Source organism: Lysobacter sp. P5_B12, assembly GCF_056400425.1.
Genome location: NZ_JBFULG010000001.1, coordinates 669,984 through 688,836, shown reverse-complemented (window position 1 = coordinate 688,836; position 18,853 = coordinate 669,984). Strand labels below are relative to the sequence as shown.

Here is an 18,853-nt window from a genome sequence, read left to right as displayed (position 1 = left end):
TGGCGCGCGCGGAGTCGGAGCGCCAGTGTAGGGCTGCGACGTTGGAGGCGGCGCGACGGCAAGGATCGACCCGTGGCGACTGTCAGCCGACGCCGAGGGGCCGCGCCTGCGGGCGCGCGCTGGCCTGGCCGGCGGCGGTGTAGACAGGCGTGGACTCGATACGGCCGAGATGGCGCAGGGCCCAGGCCACTTCGCGACGACGGCGGGACAACAACACGCCATTGGCGTGGTTGGCTTCGCGCAGCGCGGCCACGCGCCCGGCGATGCCGGCATCGGGCTGCAGCGCTTCGGCGCGACGCAACGCCGCCACCTTCTCCGCGGTCGAGATCAGCAGCGCCTCGGCGTCGTTCTCGAGCAGCGCGCGGCGCTCGGCGGCGAGCGCCTGTTCGAGAGCGTCGAGCGCATCGAGGGCCTCGGCGGCGACGTGCATCCCTTACTTGCCTGCCAGCTGCTTGTCGAGCTCGAGCATCTTCGAGGCGATGGTCTGCGCATCGACGCGATAGCTGCCGTCGGCGATCGCCGCGCGCGCCGCTTCCACGCGCTGCATGTCGATGCCGGCCGAGCCGGCGCCCAGCTGGCGACCGAGCGCCTGCAGGCCCGCGGCTTCGTCGGTGAGCCGCACGCTGTCGGCCTGCGGCGTCGCGCCCACGGCGTCGGGGCGCTTGGCACCCGCTCGCGGAGTGACGGACGTGACGGAGGCGCCCGGGGCGCGGGCGACCGGCAGTCCGCCGTCGATCTTGTGGGTCATGGGACGCTCCTTGAATGACTCGTTCGGGCACTGTAACGGCGGGCCGTTCGGAAACTTGAACGCCCCAGGCGGTGGTCTTGTCGATCCGTGATCAAGGCACGACCTCCACCACGCCGTCGGCGACAACACGCCCGCGCAGAACGCGATGCGAGGCGGTGTTCTCCACCGCGACGCGGCCGCCGGCCTGGGCCGGGCCCAGCGCGCGGCCGTCCATGCGCACTTCGATGCCCTGCGTGCGCGCGACAATCACGACGGGGTCGCCGCGCCGCAGCGGCGCGAACTCGGGCTGCGGGGCGGGCGCAGGGTTCGGCAAGCCCCCGCGCGGCATTCGCACGTGGACATAAATCTGCCAACCCGGCGTGTCCTCGCAGCGCAACTGCACCGTTCTCGGCCCGGTGGCCGTGGCCTTGAGCGCTTGCGCGCACGGCGCCAGGCGCAAGGCCGAGTCGAGCAACGCGTCGGCGGGCTGGCCCGTGCCCCCCAGCGCCTGGATCGCCGCGGCGCGGATGGCGTCGAGCGATTGCACGGCCGGCGTCGCCGCGCACGCGCACGTTGCGAAGGCAACGAGCAGCACGGCGACGGCGAAGCGAAGGGAACGGTGTGYGGGCACGGCGGGACGCATCGGGCGGAATCGATGCGGGAAGCGTGCAAGGCGCGTGCCCGACGCCGCCATTCAAGGAACGCGCATTCGCGCCGACAACGCGGGGCATGAGCCAGGACCTTCTCGACCGCATCGACCAACGCACCCGCCTGGCCGGCCACAATCGGCTGGCCCTGCTGTTGTTCCGGCTCGCCTCGCGTCAGCTTTTTGGCGTGAACGTCTTCAAGGTGCAGGAAGTGTTGCTGCGCCCGCCCCTGTTCACCCTGCCCTCGTTGCCGCCGGCGTTCGTGGGCGCGGCCGACGTGCGCGGTCGCAGCGTGCCGGTGCTCGACCTGGCGCGCGCGATCAACCACCCGGTGCAGCCCGACTTCGACCCGACCTACCTGGTGGTCACCGAATTCAACCGCTCGGTGCAGGGCTTCCTCGTCGGTGGCGTGGACCGCATCGTCAACGTCGCGGTCGGACAGATCCAGCCGACGCCGGAACTGGGCGGCGAATGCCGCTACCTCACCGGCGTGACGCGCCACCAGGGCGAGCTGATCCAGTTGATCGACGTGGAGAGCGTGTTGGCCGAATCCTCACCGCGCGCCGGCGATGCGGGGACGCTGTCGGCGATTCCCGCCGGCCGCGGTCCGCGCGAAGTGCTGGTGGTCGACGACTCCCGCGTGGCGCGCAACCAGATCCGCGCGGTGCTGCAGCAACTCGGGCTCGAGGCGACCCTGCTCTCCGACGGCCGCCAGGCGCTCGACCACCTCCAGCAACTCGCGCAGGCCGGCCAGGTCCCGCACGAGCGCTACGCGATGGTCATCTCCGACATCGAGATGCCCGCGATGGATGGCTACACGCTGACGACGGAAATCCGTCGCGACCCCGCGCTGCGCGGCCTGTTCGTGTTGCTGCACACCTCGCTGTCGGGGGTGTTCAACCAGGCGATGGTCGAACGCGTGGGCGCCGACGACTTCGTTCCCAAGTACTCCGAGCGCGAACTCGCGCAACGCGTGGCCGCGCGCGTGACCGCCGCCGGCTGACGGCTTTTCCGCCGAAGACATCCGCGCGCTGGCACGCGCCTTGCCTGATCCGGGAGGAATTCCGCTCCCGGAGGGGCCCATGTCCGACTTCCTTGGCATCCACGGCACGGCACTGGAGTTGCGCGAACGGCGCCTGCAGCTGCTCGCCGCCAACATCGCCAATGCCGACACGCCCCATTACCAGGCGCAGGACCTGGACTTCACCGGCGCGCTGAACGCAGCGCTCGATCCGGCGACGGCCGCCGCCGGCGATGCCGTGGGCCAGGCCGCCGCGGGCGCGCGTTACCTGCGCCCGGCGACGCAACCCAGCCTCGATGGCAACACCGTCGACGGCGATCGCGAGAAGGCCACCTTCGCCCAGGCGACGCTGGAATACCGCGCCTCGCTGTCCTTCATCGAATCGCGCGTCCGCTCGATGCTGACCGCGATCACCGGCCAATAAGGCACGCGCATGAGCAACCTTCCGATCTTCGATGTCGCCGGCTCGGCGATGAATGCCCAGTCGGTGCGACTGAGCACGGTCGCCTCCAACCTCGCCAACGCCGACTCCATCGCCGGTACGCCGGAAGCGGTCTTCCACGCCAAGCTCCCGGTGTTCGAAGCCACGCCCGTCAACGGCGATCCCGCGCTGTCCGGCGTGCAGGTCACGCAGGTGACCGAGAGTACCGCCGCACCGATCAAGCGCTACGAACCGGGCCATCCGCTCGCCGACGCGCAGGGCTACGTGTACGCGCCCGACGTCGATCCGGTCGCGCAGATGGTCGATCTGATTTCCGCCTCGCGCAGCTACCAGGCCAACGTCGAGGTGTTCAACAGCGCCAAGGAACTGGCGATGGCCACCCTCAACCTCGGCCGCTGACGCGCAAGGGACGACACCCGATGACCACGATCAACACCAACAACAACAGTGATGCGTACAGCGCACTCGGCCTCAACGTGCCGCAGTCGCAACGCAACACCTCGCTCGGCCAGGCCGATTTCCTGCGCCTGATGACCGAGCAGCTGAAGAACCAGGATCCGCTCAAGCCGCTCGACAATTCGCAGTTCCTCGGCCAGCTCGCGCAGTTCTCCACCGTGCAGGGCATCGACAAGATGCAGAACGCGATGGATGCGGTCGCCAGCGTCATGGAATCCGACCAGGCGCTGCGCGCAGCATCGCTGGTCGGGCACGACGCACTCGTCGAAGCCTCCACGCTCGACTTGGACACCGGCGCGGGCGTGAAGGGCGAAGTCGACGCGCCGTCGGCCGGCCGGCTCACCTTCGAGATCGTCGATGCCTCCGGCGCACGCGTGCGCACGATGACCGTCGATGCCGCCGCCAAGGGCACGACGGCATTCCAGTGGGATGGCCTCAACGACGCCGGACAACCGGCGGGCAAGGGTCGCTACACGATCAAGGCCACCGCGGGCAGCGGCAGCACCGCCGAAGCGCTGACGGTCAACGTCGCGGCGAAGGTGGACAGCGTTTCGATCGGGGCCGACGGCCTCGTCCTCAATCTCGCGGGCCTCGGCAGCCATCCGCTGTCGTCGATCCGCCGCATCGGCTAAGGGAGCACGACATGAGTTTCCGCATTTCGCTCAGCGGCATGAACGCGGCTTCGGCCGACCTCAACGTCACGTCCAACAACATCGCCAACTCCAACACCACCGGCTTCAAGCAGTCGCGCGCCGAATTCGGCGACGTCTTCGCCGCGTCGGCGGCGGGCCTGTCGCGCAACGCGATCGGCGCGGGCGTGCGACTGGAAAAAGTCGCGCAGCAATTCGGCCAGGGCAACGTCGACTTCACGGGTCGTTCGCTCGATCTCGCCTTGTCGGGCGAAGGCTTCTTCACGCTGTCCGCCAGTGGCGCGACGGTGTATTCGCGGGCCGGCAACTTCGGCACCGATCGCGATGGTTACGTGGTGAACCCCGCGGGCCAGCGCCTGCAGGTGTTCCTGCCCAACGCCGGCGGCAACGGCTTCGACACCGGTCGCATGGGCGACCTGCAACTGGCCGTCGGCGATTCCGCGCCGCGCGCCACGGGCGAAGTCGAAGTCGGCACCAACCTGCCCGCCAACGCGACGCCGCCGACGCTCACGCCGTTCGACGCGAACGATCCGGACACCTACACCCACACCACGTCGCTGACCGTGTACGACTCGCTCGGCGCGGCGCACACGCAGTCGATGTATTTCATCAAGACCGCCAATCCGAACGAATGGCAGGTGCAGACGCAGATCGACGGCACCGACGTCGGCACGCCGCAGACCCTGCAGTACGCGAACACCGGCGCACTGACCTCGCCCTCGCCCGGCCGCATCACGCTGCCCGCCTACACGCCCACCACGGGCGCGGCGCCCATCGCGATCAACCTCGACCTGAGCACGTCCACGCAATACGGCAACGCGTTCGGCGTGTCCTCGCTGGTGCAGGACGGTTATGCGACCGGCCGCCTCACCGGCATCGAAGTCTCGCCCGAAGGCATCGTCAACGCGCGTTACACCAACGGCGTGTCGACGCCGCTGGGCCAGGTCGCGCTGACCACGTTCGCCAATCCGCAGGGCCTGCAGCCGCTGGGCGACAACGGTTGGGCGGAAACCTTCGAATCCGGCCAGGCGCGTCGCGGCCCGGCGGGCACGTCGGAGTTCGGTTTGGTGCAGGGCGGCGCGCTCGAAGCCTCCAACGTCGATCTCACCGAGCAGCTGGTGAACATGATCACCGCGCAGCGCAACTTCCAGGCGAACGCGCAGATGATCCAGACGCAGGATCAGATCACGCAGACGGTCATCAACATCCGCTGACCGACATGACCGACCGTTCCCTCTATGTGGCGATGACCGGTGCGAGCGCCACGCTGCGCGCGCAGGCGAATGTCGCGCACAACCTCGCCAACGCGGACACGGTCGGATTCCGGGCCACGCTCGCCGGCACCGTCGCCGCGCCCGTCGCGGGCGCGGGATTGCCTTCGCGCGTGGCCACCACCGCACAGGAGATGGGCGTGAGCAGCGCCGCCGGTGCGTTGACCACCACCGGCAACGCGCTCGACGTCGCGCTGCAACCCGGCCATTGGCTGGCGGTGCAGGACCGCGCGGGCGGCGTGGCCTATACGCGCGCGGGCGATCTGCAGATCAACGCCAACGGCCAGCTCGTCACGGGCAACGGCCTGGTGGTGCTCGATCAATCCGGCGCGCCGATGTCGATTCCGCCGAACGACGCGCTGAACATCGGCGGCGACGGCACGGTGTCGATCGTGCCGCAGGGCCAGCCGGCGTCGACGATGGCCAACGCCGGGCGCCTCCAGGTGGTCGCAGTCGACGACCGCGACCTCGTGCGCGGCGACGACGGCCTGATGCACGCCAAACCCGGCGCAACGCCGCCGGTGCCCGCGTCCGGCAACGTGCTCAGCACCGGCGTGCTCGAAAACAGCAACGTCGACGGCACCGCGATGCTGGTGTCGATGATCGAACTCGCCCGCCAGTTCGAGATGCAGGTACGCGTCTTGCACAGCGGTGACGAGAACGCGCGCTCCGGCAATTCCCTGCTCTCCTCGCGCTGACCTTTCGAACCCTTCCGAGTAATCCGCCATGACCCAGGCTCTGTGGATCGCCAAGACCGGCCTCGACGCGCAGCAGACGCGCATGGCGGTCACGTCCAACAATCTCGCCAACACCAGCACCACCGGCTTCAAGCGCGATCGCGCCAGCTTCGAGGACCTGCTGTACCAGACCGTGCGCCAGCCCGGCGGCCAGTCCTCCGAACAGACGCAGTTGCCCAGCGGCCTGTCGACCGGCACCGGCGTGCGCGTGTCGGCCACCGCCAAGCAGTTCGCGCAAGGCGCGCTCAACCAGACGGGCAATGCGCTGGACGTTGCGATCAACGGCCGCGGCTTCTTCGAAGTGCTGATGCCCGATGGGAGCACCGCGTACACGCGCGACGGCAGCTTCCAGATCAATTCGCAGGGCGAGTTGGTCACCAACTCCGGTTATCCGATCCAGCCCGGCCTGCAATTCCCCGAAGGCACGCAGAGCGTGACCATCGGCGCCGATGGCACGGTGAGCGCGCAGATCGCCGGGCAGGCGCAGGCCGTGCAGGTCGGCGCGCTGACGCTGGCCGATTTCGTTAATCCCGCCGGCCTGCAGGCCAAGGGCGAAAACCTCTACGTCGAAACCGGCGCCAGCGGCCCCGCGCAGAGCGGCGCGCCCGGCCAGGGCGGCGTCGGCGTGCTCGCACAGGGTGCGCTCGAAGGCTCCAACGTCAACGTCGTGGAAGAGCTGGTGTCGATGATCGAAACCCAGCGCGCCTACGAGACCAACGCGAAGGCGATCTCCACCGTCGATTCGATGCTCGGCTACCTCAACAACAACCTGTGACGCCGATGAAAGCGATCCTTGCCGTGCTCGCGATGCTGGCCCTGTCCGGTTGCGCGAGCCTTGTCGGCGACGCGCGCACCTTCGCGCCCGAATCCGGCGCGCCGGCCGTGCATGCACAAGCGATGCAGCAGCCTTCGGCGGCGAATGCAGGCTCGATCTACGCCAGCGCCGGTGGCGGCGCCGACGGCGGGCGCATGCGCCTGTTCGAAGACAACAAGGCGCGCGAGGTCGGCGACCTGCTGACCATCGTGCTGCTCGAGAACACGCGCGCCAAGGCCAACGCGAAGACGGCGGTGACCAAGGCCGCGGGGGTCAACCTCGCCGCGCCCACGATCTTCGGCCAGGACATCACGCACAACGGCCAGCCGATCCTGCAGGCGGAGATCGAAGGCTCGCGCGACTTCTCCGGCAACGGCGACAGCGCGCAGAGCAACCAGCTCGCCGGCACGATCACGGTCACCGTCGTGGAGAACCTCGGCAACGGCCACCTGCGCGTGGCCGGCGAAAAGCGTCTGCGCCTGAACCAGGGCGACGAACTCGTGCAGGTTCAAGGAATCGTGCGCACGGCCGATATCGGTCCCGACAACCGCATCGGATCCGATCGCATCGGCGAGGCCCGCATCGTCTACGGCGGCAACGGCACGCTCGCGCGTTCCAACGCGATGGGCTGGCTGGGCCGCTTCTTCAACTCCGCCGCATTCCCGTACTGAAGGACGCCCGCATGCAACGCGCCCGCCTCTTCGCCGCATTCGCGCTGCTGTGCGCCTTCGTCGGCAATGCACACGCCGAACGCATCAAGGAGCTCGCGCAAGTGGCCGGCGTGCGCGGCAATCCGCTCGTGGGCTATGGTCTGGTCGTCGGCCTGGACGGCAGCGGCGACCGCACGAGCCAGACCCCGTTCACGGTGCAGAGCCTGAAGACGATGCTCGACCAACTCGGCGTCACGCTGCCGCCGGGCGTGAATCCGCAGCTGAAGAACGTCGCCGCCGTCGCCATCCAGGCCGAACTGCCTGCGTATGCGAAGCCGGGCCAGACGATCGATGTCTCCGTTTCGTCGATCGGCAACGCCGGTTCCTTGCGCGGCGGTAGCCTGTTGATGGCGCCGCTGCGCGGTGCCGACGGACAGGTGTACGCCATCGCGCAAGGCACGCTGATGGTCGGCGGTTTCGGTGCGGCCGGCCGAGATGGTTCGAAGATTTCGGTCAACGCGCCCAACGGCGGCAGCATTCCCAACGGTGCGATCGTCGAGCGCGCGGTGGCTGGTGGCCTGCAGGACGGCACCGTGACGCTCAACCTGCACGAATCGGATTTCACCACCGCCGCGCGCATCGTCGCGGCGGTCGATCGCGCGTTCGGTCCGGGCCGCGCGAAGGCCCTGGATGGCGTGACCATCGAAATCCTGCCGCCTGCCGGCGACCGCATCGCCTTTCTCGCGCAACTCGAATCGCTCGACATCGATCCGGGCGTCGGTGCGGCGAAGGTGATCGTCAACGCACGCACCGGCACCGTGGTGATGGGCGGCCAGGTCACCGTGTTGCCGGCGGCGGTGTCGCACGGCGCGTTGACCGTGTCGATCGTCGAAGCCGTGCAGGTCAGCCAGCCGGAAGGTTATGGCAACCGCAGCGGCGTCACCGTCGTCGCGCCGCAATCCAGCGTCGAAGTGCGCGAAGACGGCGGCCGTATGTTCCTGTTCCAGGGCGGCACGTCGCTCGAATCGATCGTGCGCGCGGTCAACGCCGTCGGCGCCGCGCCGGGCGACATCGTCGCGATCCTCGAAGCGCTCAAGCGCGCAGGTGCATTGCGCGCCGAACTCGAGGTGATCTGAGGAACCCGGACATGCGATTGCCTTCCGCCTCATTGCCACTCAACGCGCCCGCCGAGACATCGGCGGGCACGTCGCATGCGCGCATCGAGAAAGCGGCGCGCGAACTGGAAACGCAGTTCGCGCAGATGCTGATCAAGTCGATGCGCAGCGCCTCGATGGGCGATTCGCTGCTCGGCGAAGACACCACCTACCGCGACATGCACGACCAGCAACTCGCGCGCGAACTCACGAAGGGACGCGGCCTCGGCCTCGCGCCGATGATCATGCGGCAGCTCGAACGTACGACCGGTGCCGCGCAGTCGCCCGCTGCGCCCGTCGCTGCGCCGACGCTTGCACCCGCCACCAACGGCGGCTTGTCGCTCACGCCGTCGACATCCGGCATTTCCATGCCCGCGATCGCACCGATGCCGTTGCCCGCGCCGACCACCGCGCCCACCTGCGACCCGGATGCACCGCTGGATTGCAGCAGCCCCGAAGCCTTCGTGCGCTCGGTCTGGCCGCATGCGCAGAAGACGGCAGCGGAACTCGGCGTACCGGCGAAGGCGCTCGTCGCACAGGCCGCGCTCGAAACCGGCTGGGGCCGTCGCCTCGCGCAAACGCCGGGCACGACGTCGAACAACCTGTTCGGCATCAAGGCCGGCGGCGGCTGGAACGGCCAGCGCATGCGCGCATCGACACACGAATACACCAACGGCGTGCGCGAAACCACGCGCGCCGATTTCCGCGCCTACGGCTCGGCCGCCGAGAGTTTCGAGGATTACGCGCGCCTGCTCGGCAATGCACGCTACGCCGCCGCGCGCGGCACGGGCGAGGACACGCACCGTTTCGCCGCGGCCTTGCAGCAAGCCGGTTACGCGACCGACCCGGCGTATGCCGCGAAAGTCACCGCGATCGCCTACGGCGACACCCTCAACCGCGCACTCGCCGGATTGAATTGACATGACAGGCATCCTTTCCACCGGCACCTCCGCCCTGCTCGCCTTCCAGCGCGCGCTGGGCACCGTCGGACACAACGTCGCCAACGCGGCCACGCCCGGGTACAGCCGGCAGCGCGTCGAACTGTCTGCGCGCCCGGGCCAGGCCACCAACATCGGCGCGATCGGCCAGGGCGTCGATGTCGCGCGCTTGCGCCGTCTCGCCGATGGCCTGGTGTTCGCGCGCCAGGTCGACAGCAGCGGCGAGATGGGACGCCTGGAACAACTCTCGTCGCTGAACTCGCGCGTGGATGCGTTGCTGTCGGACAAGGCCACCGGCTTGTCGACGCCGTGGTCGGCGTTCTTCGCCGCGGCCAAGGGCGTGTCGTCGGATCCGACCTCGCCGGTCGCGCGCAGCCAGCTGATCACCGCGGGCGACCAACTCGCCGCGCGCTGGCGTTCGCTCGACGGCCAACTCTCCTCGATCGAGGAAGACACCGACCAACGCCTGAAGACGACCGTCGGCGACGCCAATCGCCTCGCCGGCGAGATCGCCGGCTTGAACCGCGACATCGCCACCGCGGGCACCAACGCCTCGCCCGATCTGCTCGACGCACGCGAACAACGCATCGGCGAATTGGCCAAGCTCGTCGGTGGCAGCACTGTCGCGCAGGATGATGGCTCCATCAACGTGTTCACCGCCGGCGGACAACCGCTCGTGCTTGGTGCGCGTTCGATGCAACTGACGACGGCGACCGATCCCTATCGTTCCGATCGCCTGCAGGTCGCGCTCGAAGGCAGTGGCGGCACGGTGCGTTTGTCGGCGTCGGCGTTCAGCGGCGAAGTCGGCGGGCTGTTGGAATTCCGCACGCATTCGCTCGATCCGGCGCGCGCCGAACTCGGCCGCGTGGCCACCGCCTTCGCGATGGCGGCCAACGACGTGCAACGCGCGGGCGTGGATTACAACGGCGTGGCCGGCACCGATCTGTTCGCGATCGCACCGCCGCGCGTGGATGCGCATGCGAAGAACACCGGCAGCGCGACCTTGTCGGCGACGATTACCGACACCGGCGCACTCACCGGCCACGACCTCGAACTGCGCTTCGACGGCGCGACCTGGAGCGCGACGCGCGCGGGCACCGGCGAAGCAGTCACGTTGACGGGCACCGGCACGGCCGCCGATCCGCTGCGCGCGGAAGGCGTGTCGATCGTCGTCGGTGGCGCGGCCGCGGCCGGCGATCGCTTCGCCGTCGCGCCGACCGCGGATGCCGCAGGCAGCCTGAAACTGATCATGCGCGATCCCAACGGCATCGCGGCCGCATCGCCGCTGCAGGTGAAAGCCGACGCCACCAACATCGGCAATGCGAAAGCCGACGCACCGGTGGTCACCGATCCGTCGGCGTTCGCAAGCTTCGCCGGCGCGACGATCGACTTCATCGACGCCACGACCTACACCATCGATGGCGCGGGCCCGTACACCTTCACCGCCGGCACGCCGATCGCCGGCAACGGTTGGTCGCTGAACCTGCAGGGCACGCCGGGCGCGGGCGACACCTTCACCCTGTCGCGCACGCCGCCGCGCGCCGCCGACAACGGCAATGCACGCAACTTCGCGGCGCTCGACACCAAGGGCGTGCTCGATGGCGGCGCGACCAGCCTCACCAACGGGCTGAGCCAACTCACCGCCCGCGTGGGCAGCGATGCACGCCACGCCGATCTCGCGCTCGAAGCGCAGGAAACGCTCGACACGCAGATCGCCGCCGAGCGCGACTCGGTCTCGGGCGTGAACCTCGACGAAGAGGCGGCCGACATGCTGCGCTACCAGCAGGCCTACCAAGCGGCCGCGCAGGTCATCGCCACCGCCGACAACGTGTTCCAGACCCTGCTCGGAGCGATCCGCTGATGACTCTTCGCGTCTCGACCGCCGCCCTCCATGCGCAAGGCCTGTCCGCGCTGCTGCGCAAGCAGCAGGAAATCGCGCACACGCAACAACAACTCACCACCGGCGTGCGCATCACGCAGGCCAAGGACGATCCGGTCGGCGCGGCCACCGCGCAACGGCTCGACCATGTGCTGTCGATGCTCGGCGAATTCGAGAAGAGCGCAGGCGCGGCCGAACATCGCCTGCGCACGCAGGAAGACGCACTCGCCGACACGGGCGATGTGCTTTCTCGCGCACGCGAACTGGCGATCCAGGGCAACAACGCCACGATGTCCGACGGCGATCGTCGCGCCGTGGCCGTGGAGATCCGTGCGTTGCGCGCCTCGCTGATCAGCATCGCCAACCGCGACGATGGCAACGGGCGTCGCCTGTTCGCCGGCACGCGCGATGGCGTGGCGCCTTTCGTCGACGGCGCGGCGGGCATCGCCTACCAAGGCGACGACGGGCAGAACCACATCGACATCGCGCCGGAAGTCGCGATCGCCGACACCGATCCCGGCAGCGCGGTGTTCCTGCAAGTGCGCACCGGCGATGGATTCGTGCGCGGCAGCGCGAACGCGGCCAACACCGGCAGCGGCGTATTGCAGCAAGCGCAGGTGAGCGATGCGACGGCGTGGTCGGGCGGCGCGCTCACGGTGCGTTTCACGTCGCCCACCAATTACGAAGTCGTCGACGCGAGCGGCGTGGCGCTCGTGCCGCCGGTCGTCGGCACCTATGCGACGGGCCAGGCGATCCCCGATCCCGCCGCGGGGCTCGGCGTGCAATTCTCGATCACGGGCGCGCCTGCGACCGGCGACGCGTTCACGCTGCAACCGGCACCCACACGCGATGTGTTCGCTACGCTCGATGCCCTGGCCGATGCACTCGAAGCGCCCTCGGGCACGCCGGCCGATGCCGCGCGTCGCGCCAACGCCATCGGCGGGGTGATCGGCGACATCGCCACCGCACAGGACCACATGCTCTCCGTGCGCGCGAGCACCGGCATGCGCCTGCAGGCCATCGACGACACCGCCGATCGCCGCGACAGCGACGAAATCGCGCTGTCCGACAGCATTTCCCAGCTGCGCGACACCGATTACGCCGAGGCGATCAGCCGCCTGACCCTGCAATCCACCGCCCTGGAAGCCGCGCAGAAGTCGATGCTGCGGATCCAGGGGCTGTCGTTGTTCGACAAAATCGGTTGACAAATCGACCTGAGCGACAAGAGGCGCTAAAGACCCGGAAGACGGTGCCGTTATCGACCCCAGCAGAGGACATCGCCACCAACGGCACGCCCCTGCGGACCACAGATCCGGCGTCCCCGTCGGCACCGTCACCAGGAGAACAACGCAATGTCCATCATCAACACCAACGTGATGTCGCTGAACTCTCAGCGCAACCTCGCGACCAACAGCGCCAGCCTCGCCACGACCATCCAGCGCCTGTCATCGGGCCTGCGCATCAACAGCGCCAAGGACGACGCCGCCGGCCTGGCGATCTCCGAGCGCTTCTCCACGCAGATCCGCGGCATGAACCAGGCCGCGCGCAACGCCAACGACGGCATCTCGCTCGCGCAGACCGCCGAAGGCGCGCTGGGCGAAATCGGCAACAACCTGCAGCGCATCCGTGAGCTGGCCGTGCAGTCGCGCAACGCCACCAACTCGTCGGACGACCGCGCCGCGCTGCAGAAGGAAGTCTCGCAGCTGAAGTCGGAAATCGACCGCGTCGCCGACCAGACCTCGTTCAACGGCACCAAGCTGCTCGACGGTTCGTTCACCGCCCAGACCTTCCAGGTCGGCGCCAACCAGGGCCAGACGATCACCGTCGCCTCGATCGCCGACGCCAACATCGCCGCGCTGGGTTCGTGGAACTCGCCGTCGACGACGACCTACACGCAGACGACCGCCTCGGCCTCGGCCACCGCGTTCGCCACCGGCGTGTCGATGGACATCAACGGCGTGACGGTTTCCACCGCCAACGGCGCCGCCGACGCAGCCGCCGCCACCGCCGCGCTCAAGACCGCGTTCGACGCCGCGAAGGCCAACCCGGCCAACACCGCGCTGGCCAACGTCTCGATGGACAACACCGGCAAGCTGACCTCGACCGACGCCACGCTGACCCTCGCCAACCTGACGAACGTCAGCGGCGTGACGGCCGGCGCGACCGCCGGTACGGCCACGCAGGTCGCAGGTGCCGCGCACACCGGTTTCGCCACGCTCGACATCTCGACCGCCTCGGGCGCCGACGACGCGATCCTCGCGATGGACGGTGCGCTGAACGCCGTCAACAGCGCGCGCGCCGACCTGGGTGCCGTGCAGAACCGCTTCACTTCGGTCATCGCGAACCTCAACACGACGTCCGAGAACCTGACCGCTTCGCGCAGCCGCATCCGCGACACCGACTTCGCGAAGGAAACGGCGGAACTGACCCGCACGCAGATCCTCACGCAGGCCGGTACCGCGATGCTCGCCCAGGCCAACCAGGCGCCGCAGGGCGTGATGAGCCTGCTGCGTTAACCGTTACGAACGCAGGGCGCGGATCCATCGCGCCCTGCGTCTTTTTTCTTCCAGTAGAAGGAGCCGCCGCCGATGAGCATCACCTCCACAGGCATCGGCAGCGGGCTCGACGTCAACACGCTGGTGTCGCAGCTGGTCACGGCCGAACGATCGCCGACCGCCGCGCGCATCGACGCATTCGAAAAAAAGACGAAGGCCGAGATCTCGGCGTTCGGAACCCTGCGCAGCACCCTCGACGGCCTGCGCACCGCAATCGGCAAGCTCCGCCTGCCTGAGACCGTCCAGGCGCGCAAGGCCTCGGTGCCGGAAGGCGCCCACTTTTCCGTGACGACGACGTCGGACGCCGCGATCGGCCGCTACGACGTCGAAGTCCTCGCGCTCTCCAGCGCGCACAAACTCGCTTCGACCCCGTTCGCGACGCAACAAACGCCCGTCGGCACCGGCAAGCTCACCATCGCCAGCGGCGACACGACGATCGCGGTGGACATCGATGCGACGCACAACACGCTCGACGGCGTGCGCGACGCGATCAACAAGGCGGCCGGCGGCAAGGGCGTGGTCGCGACGATCGTGCAGGCCGACGATGGCGCGCACCTGGTATTGAGCGCGACGCAGACCGGCGCGGCCAACGCGCTGCACATCACCGCCAGCGGCGGCGACGGCGGCCTGGCGGTGTTCGCGAACGCGTCCGCACCGAACACCATGCAACAACTCGAGGCCGCGACCGACGCACGCATCAAGGTCGATGGCTTCGAGCGCAGCAGCCCCACCAACACGATCGCCGACCTGGTCGAAGGCGTGAGCTTCACGCTGACCAAGGCCGAGCCGGGGACCACGCAGACCCTCACCGTCGCCGCCGACAGCTCGGTGTTGCGCACGGCGGCGAAGGCGTTCGTCTCCTCCTACAACAGTGCGACGACCGCGTTGAAGTCGGTCTCGCGCTACGACGCAGCGACGAAGGTCGCTGCCCCGCTCAATGGTGATCCGCTCGTGCGCGGCGTGAGCCGCGATCTGCGCGCGCAGGTCGGCGAGCAGGTCGAAGATCTCAAGGCGCTGGGCATCACGGTCGGCGCCGATGGCTTGTTGAAGATGGACGACGCTGCCTTCGACGCCGCGATGGCGAAGGATGCTGCGCCCGCTGCGCGCCTGTTCACCGGCGACGACAGCCTGTCCGCGCACCTGGACCAGTCGCTCGACCGCCTGCTCGACGACGACGGCCTGCTGCACGATCGCGACCAGGGCTTGTCGGCGCGCACCAAATCGATCGCCAAGCAACGCGACGACCTGGATACGCGCATGACGCAGGTCGAAGCACGCTATCGCGCGCAGTTCGTCGCGCTGGATGGGCTGATGACGCAGATGCAGTCGATCAGCAGCTACCTCACGCAACAACTGTCCAACCTCTGACGCCGGACGATCCCATGTACAGCGCCCGCAACCTCGCCAACCAGTACCGGAACACCGGCGTGTCCAGTGCCGTCCTCGACGCCAACCCGCACCAGCTGATCACGCTGATGCTGGCCGGCGCACGCGAGCGCGCGCGCCTGGCCATCGCCTGCCTCGAACGCGGCGACATCGCCCGCAAGGCGCAGGCGATCAGCGAAGCGAGCACGATCGTGGCCGCGCTCGATGGCGCGCTCAACCTCGAAGCGGGCGGCGAGATCGCCGACGGCCTGCAGGCCCTGTACGACTACGCGCAACGTCGCCTGCTGACCGCCAACGCCGAGAACGACACGGTGCCCCTGCACGAAGTCGACACCCTGCTCGGCGAAATCGAATCGGCGTGGCGCGCGATCGCGCCGGGAGACGCCGGTCGATGAATGCGGTGGTCGCCAGCGTCCCGAACCTGCCCGCCGTGCAATTGCGCGAGGCGATCGAAGCGCACGACTGGCTGCGCGCGACGCAATTGCTGAGCGAACACCAGCGCGCGGTGGCCGCGGCCCTGGCGACGCTGGATTCGACGACGATCGTGCGCGAACACTGGATCGACCTGCTGCTCGCGCAGCGCGCGATGCTGGGCGAACTGCACGCCGCGCGCGCGAAGGTCGCCACCGCGCTCGCGCGTTTGGGCGAGGATCATCGCGGCGCGCGCGCCTGGCTGCGGGAACTGGCATGAACGCCGTGCAGGCCGCACGCGAAGCGCTGTTCGGCGACGTCCTGGCCTGCCGGGAAACGCGGCCCGCGGCGTTCGAGGCGACCGTGCTCGACGGCGCGCGCCTGCAGGCACTGTTCGCGCGCAGCGAGGCGCTGTTGCGCGCACTGGCCGTGGTCGAGGACAGCCCGCGCCACGAGGACACCGACGGCAACGATGCGTCCTCGCTTCACCGCATCGAAGCCAAGCTCGACCTGCTCACCACGCTGGTGGCCACGCTCGCGGGCGCGCATGCGACCGACCCGTTGCGCGCCCTGCAGTGGTCGGCGCGTGGCGCATTGCTGGCGGTCGATGCCCCGCTCGCGGTGGGCACGACCGGCCTGCTGCGCGTGCAGCCCGCCGATTGGCTGCCCTCGCCCCTGCTGCTGCCCGCCACCGTGATCGCCTCGGCCGACGACGGCGCACTGCTGCGCTTCGACGACCTGCCGCCGGCCCTGGAAGCGGCGCTGGAACGCCACCTGTTCCGCCTGCATCGGCGCGCCGTGGCCGAAAGCCGCCGTCCGCGCTGATCCGCACGAATGCGCCGATGAGGCCGGCGCAAGTGGTGACCGGCCGTCAACACGCGGCGACGGCACCTTGCGTAAGCTGACTCCCGGAAAAGTTGCCAGGGAGGCGACGGATTGGTTCGGGTCATGATCTGCGACGACCACACTCTCGTGCGGGCGGGCTTGCGCCGGCTCGTGGATTCCTTCGACGGGATCGAGGTGGTCGGTGAAGCCAGCAACGCCAACGAGGCCGTGCTCCGCGCGCGCCAGATGATTCCCGACGTGATGCTGCTCGACGTGGCGATGCCCGGGCGCAGCGGCTTCGAAGCGCTCGAGGAAATGCACGCCGCGCAACCGGAAACCGCCGTGGTCATCATGTCGATGCACGACGACGCCGCGCACGTGCGCGAAGCCCTGAAGCGCGGCGCCATCGGATTCGTGGTCAAGGAAGCCGCACCGGCGGAACTGGAAGTGGCCATCCGCGCCGCCGCCGCCGGCCGCACCTTCCTCAGCCCGCAGGTGTTCGCCCCGCAATTGCAGGCGCACCGCGGGCGCAAGACCCTCGGCACCGGCGACATCGAATCGCTGCCCAAGCGGCAGCGCGAGATCCTCGAAGCACTCGGCGCCGGCCGCACCACCAAGCAGATCGCCGCCGACCTCGGCCTGAGCGCCAAGACGGTGGAAACGCACCGCGCGCGGATGATGGAAACCCTGGGCGTGCGCAACGCCACCGAGCTGCTGCGCATCGCGATGCGACATCACGACAAAAGGTGACGCGCGGTGACTGGTTTGTGACGCAATGTAGGGGAGACCCCTACGTCACTTAGGGGCGCCCCCTACTTTCGCGCGGGTTTGCCCCGATTCGGATTCACGCGCCGTTGCGACAGCATGTGTCCCAGGGGATCGGTCCAGGCCGATCAGGGGAGACAACGTAGTGAAAGCGTCAGTCCGCACCAGCCAGGTGCAGGGGCTCAATCTCACGCCGCAGTTGTTGCAGTCGATCCGGCTGCTCCAGCTCAACGCGCAGCAGCTCGAACTGGAAGTCCACCAGGCGCTCGAACGCAATCCTTTGCTCGAGCACGAAGAGACTTCCGAAGAAGACGAAGTCGATCACGCCGCCGACGCGGCCTGCGCCGAAACGGCCGCCTGGGACGAATTGCCCGAGCCGGCGTTCCAGTCCGGTGTGTCGGGCGATTGGAACGGCGAAGACGACGCGATGGCGCGCATCGCCGACCAGGCCTCGAGCGATCCGCGCGTGCGTCTGCTGCGCGAAATGGCGCTGCACTGGGAAGCGCGCGACCTCGAAACCGCAGCCTGGTGGCTCGACCATTGCGACGATCGCGGCTATCTCGAACACCCGTTGGCCGACCTGCTCGCGCAAGGCGCGGCGGCGTTTCCGAAGCACGACCTCGAAGCCATCCGCCAGCGCCTGTTGCACGGCGAGTGGCCGGGCATGGCCGCGGCCGACGCCGGCGAATGCCTGCGCGCGCAACTGACGATGCAGCCTGCAAGCGCCGTGCGCGAACTCGCCACGCGTATCCTCGCGCAGCATCTGGCACTGCTCGCGGCGCACGACGTTCCCGCGCTCGTCGCGGCCACGCACGCCTCCGCGGACGAGATCCACGCTGCAATCGCGCTGGTGCTGTCGCTTCGTCCGCATCCGATCGAAGCACCCATCGAGGCCGACGGGCAACACATCGTGCCGGACGTGGTCGCCTGGTTCGGCGGCGGCGCCTGGCGCGTCGCGCTCAACGCACGTTCGGCGCCGCGCGTGCGCATCGCACCGCACTGCGAGCGCGCGCTGTCGGGCAACAACGGCGACCACGCCGTGCTGCGCGAATTGCTCGACGAAGCGCGTTGGCTCGTGCGTGGCCTGGCGATGCGCAACGACACCCTGCTGCGCACCACGCAGATCCTGGTCGAACGCCAGCGCGGCTTCCTCGAACGCGGCGACGTCGGCCTGGCCCCGCTGACGCTGCGCGAAGTCGCCGATGCGATCGGCATGCACGAATCCACGGTCTCGCGCATCGTCAACGGCAAGTACCTGCAGTGCCCGCGCGGCACGATCGAACTCAAGCGTTTGTTCGCCGTTCGCCTGGAAGGCGCCGAAGTCGGCGGCGCCGCGGTGCGCGCGATGGTCAAGCAGCTCATCGATGCCGAGCCCGCCAACTCACCGCTGGCCGACGATGTCATCGCCGGACTGCTCGCACGCCAGGGCGTCCGCATCGCCCGGCGCACCGTCGCGAAGTATCGCGACCAACTGTCCATCGGCCCCGTGCGTGCGCGCCAGCGCATCGCATTGCGCGCCTGAGAT

21 protein-coding genes and 1 pseudogene are annotated in these 18,853 nt (G+C 69.0%); 19 read left to right on the top strand and 3 right to left on the bottom strand.

Translation table 11 applies throughout. The annotated features are described in order from the left end of the window. Window positions 1–82: 82 nt before the first annotated feature. From AC1DOM_RS03215 to AC1DOM_RS03205, 3 genes are all read right to left on the bottom strand, one after another. On the bottom strand, window positions 83–430 hold the full coding sequence (locus AC1DOM_RS03215; RefSeq protein WP_498960136.1) for a flagellar protein FlgN: 348 nt from the start codon (window positions 428–430) through the stop codon (window positions 83–85). 3 nt (window positions 431–433) lie between these two features. After that, a complete protein-coding gene (gene flgM / locus AC1DOM_RS03210) occupies window positions 434–748 on the bottom strand; it encodes a flagellar biosynthesis anti-sigma factor FlgM (RefSeq protein WP_498960134.1) in 315 nt (104 codons plus the stop codon). Between the two features lie 91 nt (window positions 749–839). Beyond that, window positions 840–1,370: a flagella basal body P-ring formation protein FlgA gene (locus AC1DOM_RS03205; protein ID WP_498960132.1), complete on the bottom strand. Its 531-nt coding sequence runs from the start codon at window positions 1,368–1,370 to the stop codon at window positions 840–842. A gap of 86 nt (window positions 1,371–1,456) precedes the next feature. Between AC1DOM_RS03205 and AC1DOM_RS03200 the strand changes: the two genes are divergently transcribed. The 19 genes and pseudogenes from AC1DOM_RS03200 (at window position 1,457) to rpoN (ending at window position 18,850) form a co-directional block, all read left to right on the top strand. Continuing rightward, window positions 1,457–2,377: a chemotaxis protein CheV gene (locus tag AC1DOM_RS03200; RefSeq protein ID WP_498960130.1), complete on the top strand. Its 921-nt coding sequence runs from the start codon at window positions 1,457–1,459 to the stop codon at window positions 2,375–2,377. Window positions 2,378–2,456: 79 nt separating this feature from the next. Next, window positions 2,457–2,819 carry a flagellar basal body rod protein FlgB gene (gene flgB / locus AC1DOM_RS03195; RefSeq protein ID WP_498960128.1) on the top strand — a complete coding sequence of 121 codons (363 nt, stop codon included), beginning with the start codon at window positions 2,457–2,459 and terminating at the stop codon, window positions 2,817–2,819. Between the two features lie 9 nt (window positions 2,820–2,828). Next, window positions 2,829–3,236, top strand: a complete 408-nt coding sequence (flgC, locus tag AC1DOM_RS03190; protein WP_498960127.1) for a flagellar basal body rod protein FlgC — start codon at window positions 2,829–2,831, stop codon at window positions 3,234–3,236. A gap of 20 nt (window positions 3,237–3,256) precedes the next feature. Further along, on the top strand, window positions 3,257–3,925 hold the full coding sequence (locus tag AC1DOM_RS03185) for a flagellar hook assembly protein FlgD (RefSeq protein WP_498960126.1): 669 nt from the start codon (window positions 3,257–3,259) through the stop codon (window positions 3,923–3,925). Between the two features lie 11 nt (window positions 3,926–3,936). Then, window positions 3,937–5,157 (top strand): flagellar hook protein FlgE, encoded by a 1,221-nt coding sequence (gene flgE, locus AC1DOM_RS03180; protein WP_498960124.1) that lies wholly within the window; start codon window positions 3,937–3,939, stop codon window positions 5,155–5,157. A 5-nt stretch (window positions 5,158–5,162) separates the two neighbouring features. Further along, the gene (locus AC1DOM_RS03175; RefSeq protein WP_498960122.1) at window positions 5,163–5,912 is read left to right on the top strand and encodes a flagellar basal body rod protein FlgF; all 750 of its coding nucleotides are present in this window, start codon (window positions 5,163–5,165) and stop codon (window positions 5,910–5,912) included. A gap of 28 nt (window positions 5,913–5,940) precedes the next feature. Further along, window positions 5,941–6,726, top strand: a complete 786-nt coding sequence (gene flgG, locus AC1DOM_RS03170) for a flagellar basal-body rod protein FlgG (protein WP_498960120.1) — start codon at window positions 5,941–5,943, stop codon at window positions 6,724–6,726. Between the two features lie 5 nt (window positions 6,727–6,731). Then, window positions 6,732–7,436: a flagellar basal body L-ring protein FlgH gene (gene flgH, locus AC1DOM_RS03165; RefSeq protein ID WP_498960118.1), complete on the top strand. Its 705-nt coding sequence runs from the start codon at window positions 6,732–6,734 to the stop codon at window positions 7,434–7,436. An 11-nt stretch (window positions 7,437–7,447) separates the two neighbouring features. Beyond that, on the top strand, window positions 7,448–8,551 hold the full coding sequence (locus tag AC1DOM_RS03160; protein WP_498960116.1) for a flagellar basal body P-ring protein FlgI: 1,104 nt from the start codon (window positions 7,448–7,450) through the stop codon (window positions 8,549–8,551). A gap of 83 nt (window positions 8,552–8,634) precedes the next feature. Then, window positions 8,635–9,483, top strand: a pseudogene (gene flgJ / locus AC1DOM_RS03155) (flagellar assembly peptidoglycan hydrolase FlgJ); the annotation flags it as partial. Window positions 9,484–9,490: 7 nt separating this feature from the next. After that, window positions 9,491–11,368, top strand: a complete 1,878-nt coding sequence (flgK, locus tag AC1DOM_RS03150; RefSeq protein ID WP_498960114.1) for a flagellar hook-associated protein FlgK — start codon at window positions 9,491–9,493, stop codon at window positions 11,366–11,368. Beyond that, window positions 11,368–12,591, top strand: coding sequence for a flagellar hook-associated protein FlgL (gene flgL, locus AC1DOM_RS03145; protein WP_498960112.1), 1,224 nt, complete (start codon window positions 11,368–11,370; stop codon window positions 12,589–12,591). The genes flgK and flgL overlap by 1 nt, the downstream gene beginning before the upstream one ends. 147 nt (window positions 12,592–12,738) lie before the next feature. Beyond that, window positions 12,739–13,902, top strand: a complete 1,164-nt coding sequence (locus tag AC1DOM_RS03140) for a flagellin (RefSeq protein WP_498960110.1) — start codon at window positions 12,739–12,741, stop codon at window positions 13,900–13,902. 72 nt (window positions 13,903–13,974) lie between these two features. Then, the gene (gene fliD / locus AC1DOM_RS03135; protein WP_498960108.1) at window positions 13,975–15,309 is read left to right on the top strand and encodes a flagellar filament capping protein FliD; all 1,335 of its coding nucleotides are present in this window, start codon (window positions 13,975–13,977) and stop codon (window positions 15,307–15,309) included. 14 nt (window positions 15,310–15,323) lie between these two features. Beyond that, complete coding sequence (fliS, locus tag AC1DOM_RS03130; protein WP_498960105.1) at window positions 15,324–15,722, top strand: flagellar export chaperone FliS; 399 nt, start codon at window positions 15,324–15,326, stop codon at window positions 15,720–15,722. Then, window positions 15,719–16,018 (top strand): hypothetical protein, encoded by a 300-nt coding sequence (locus AC1DOM_RS03125; protein ID WP_498960104.1) that lies wholly within the window; start codon window positions 15,719–15,721, stop codon window positions 16,016–16,018. Before fliS ends, AC1DOM_RS03125 begins: the two co-directional genes overlap by 4 nt. Continuing rightward, on the top strand, window positions 16,015–16,563 hold the full coding sequence (locus AC1DOM_RS03120) for a PilZ domain-containing protein (protein WP_498960102.1): 549 nt from the start codon (window positions 16,015–16,017) through the stop codon (window positions 16,561–16,563). Before AC1DOM_RS03125 ends, AC1DOM_RS03120 begins: the two co-directional genes overlap by 4 nt. Before the next feature lie 123 nt (window positions 16,564–16,686). After that, window positions 16,687–17,313 (top strand): response regulator transcription factor, encoded by a 627-nt coding sequence (locus AC1DOM_RS03115; RefSeq protein ID WP_498960100.1) that lies wholly within the window; start codon window positions 16,687–16,689, stop codon window positions 17,311–17,313. A 160-nt stretch (window positions 17,314–17,473) separates the two neighbouring features. Continuing rightward, a complete protein-coding gene (gene rpoN / locus AC1DOM_RS03110; RefSeq protein ID WP_498960098.1) occupies window positions 17,474–18,850 on the top strand; it encodes an RNA polymerase factor sigma-54 in 1,377 nt (458 codons plus the stop codon). The last annotated feature ends 3 nt before the right edge of the window (window positions 18,851–18,853 follow it).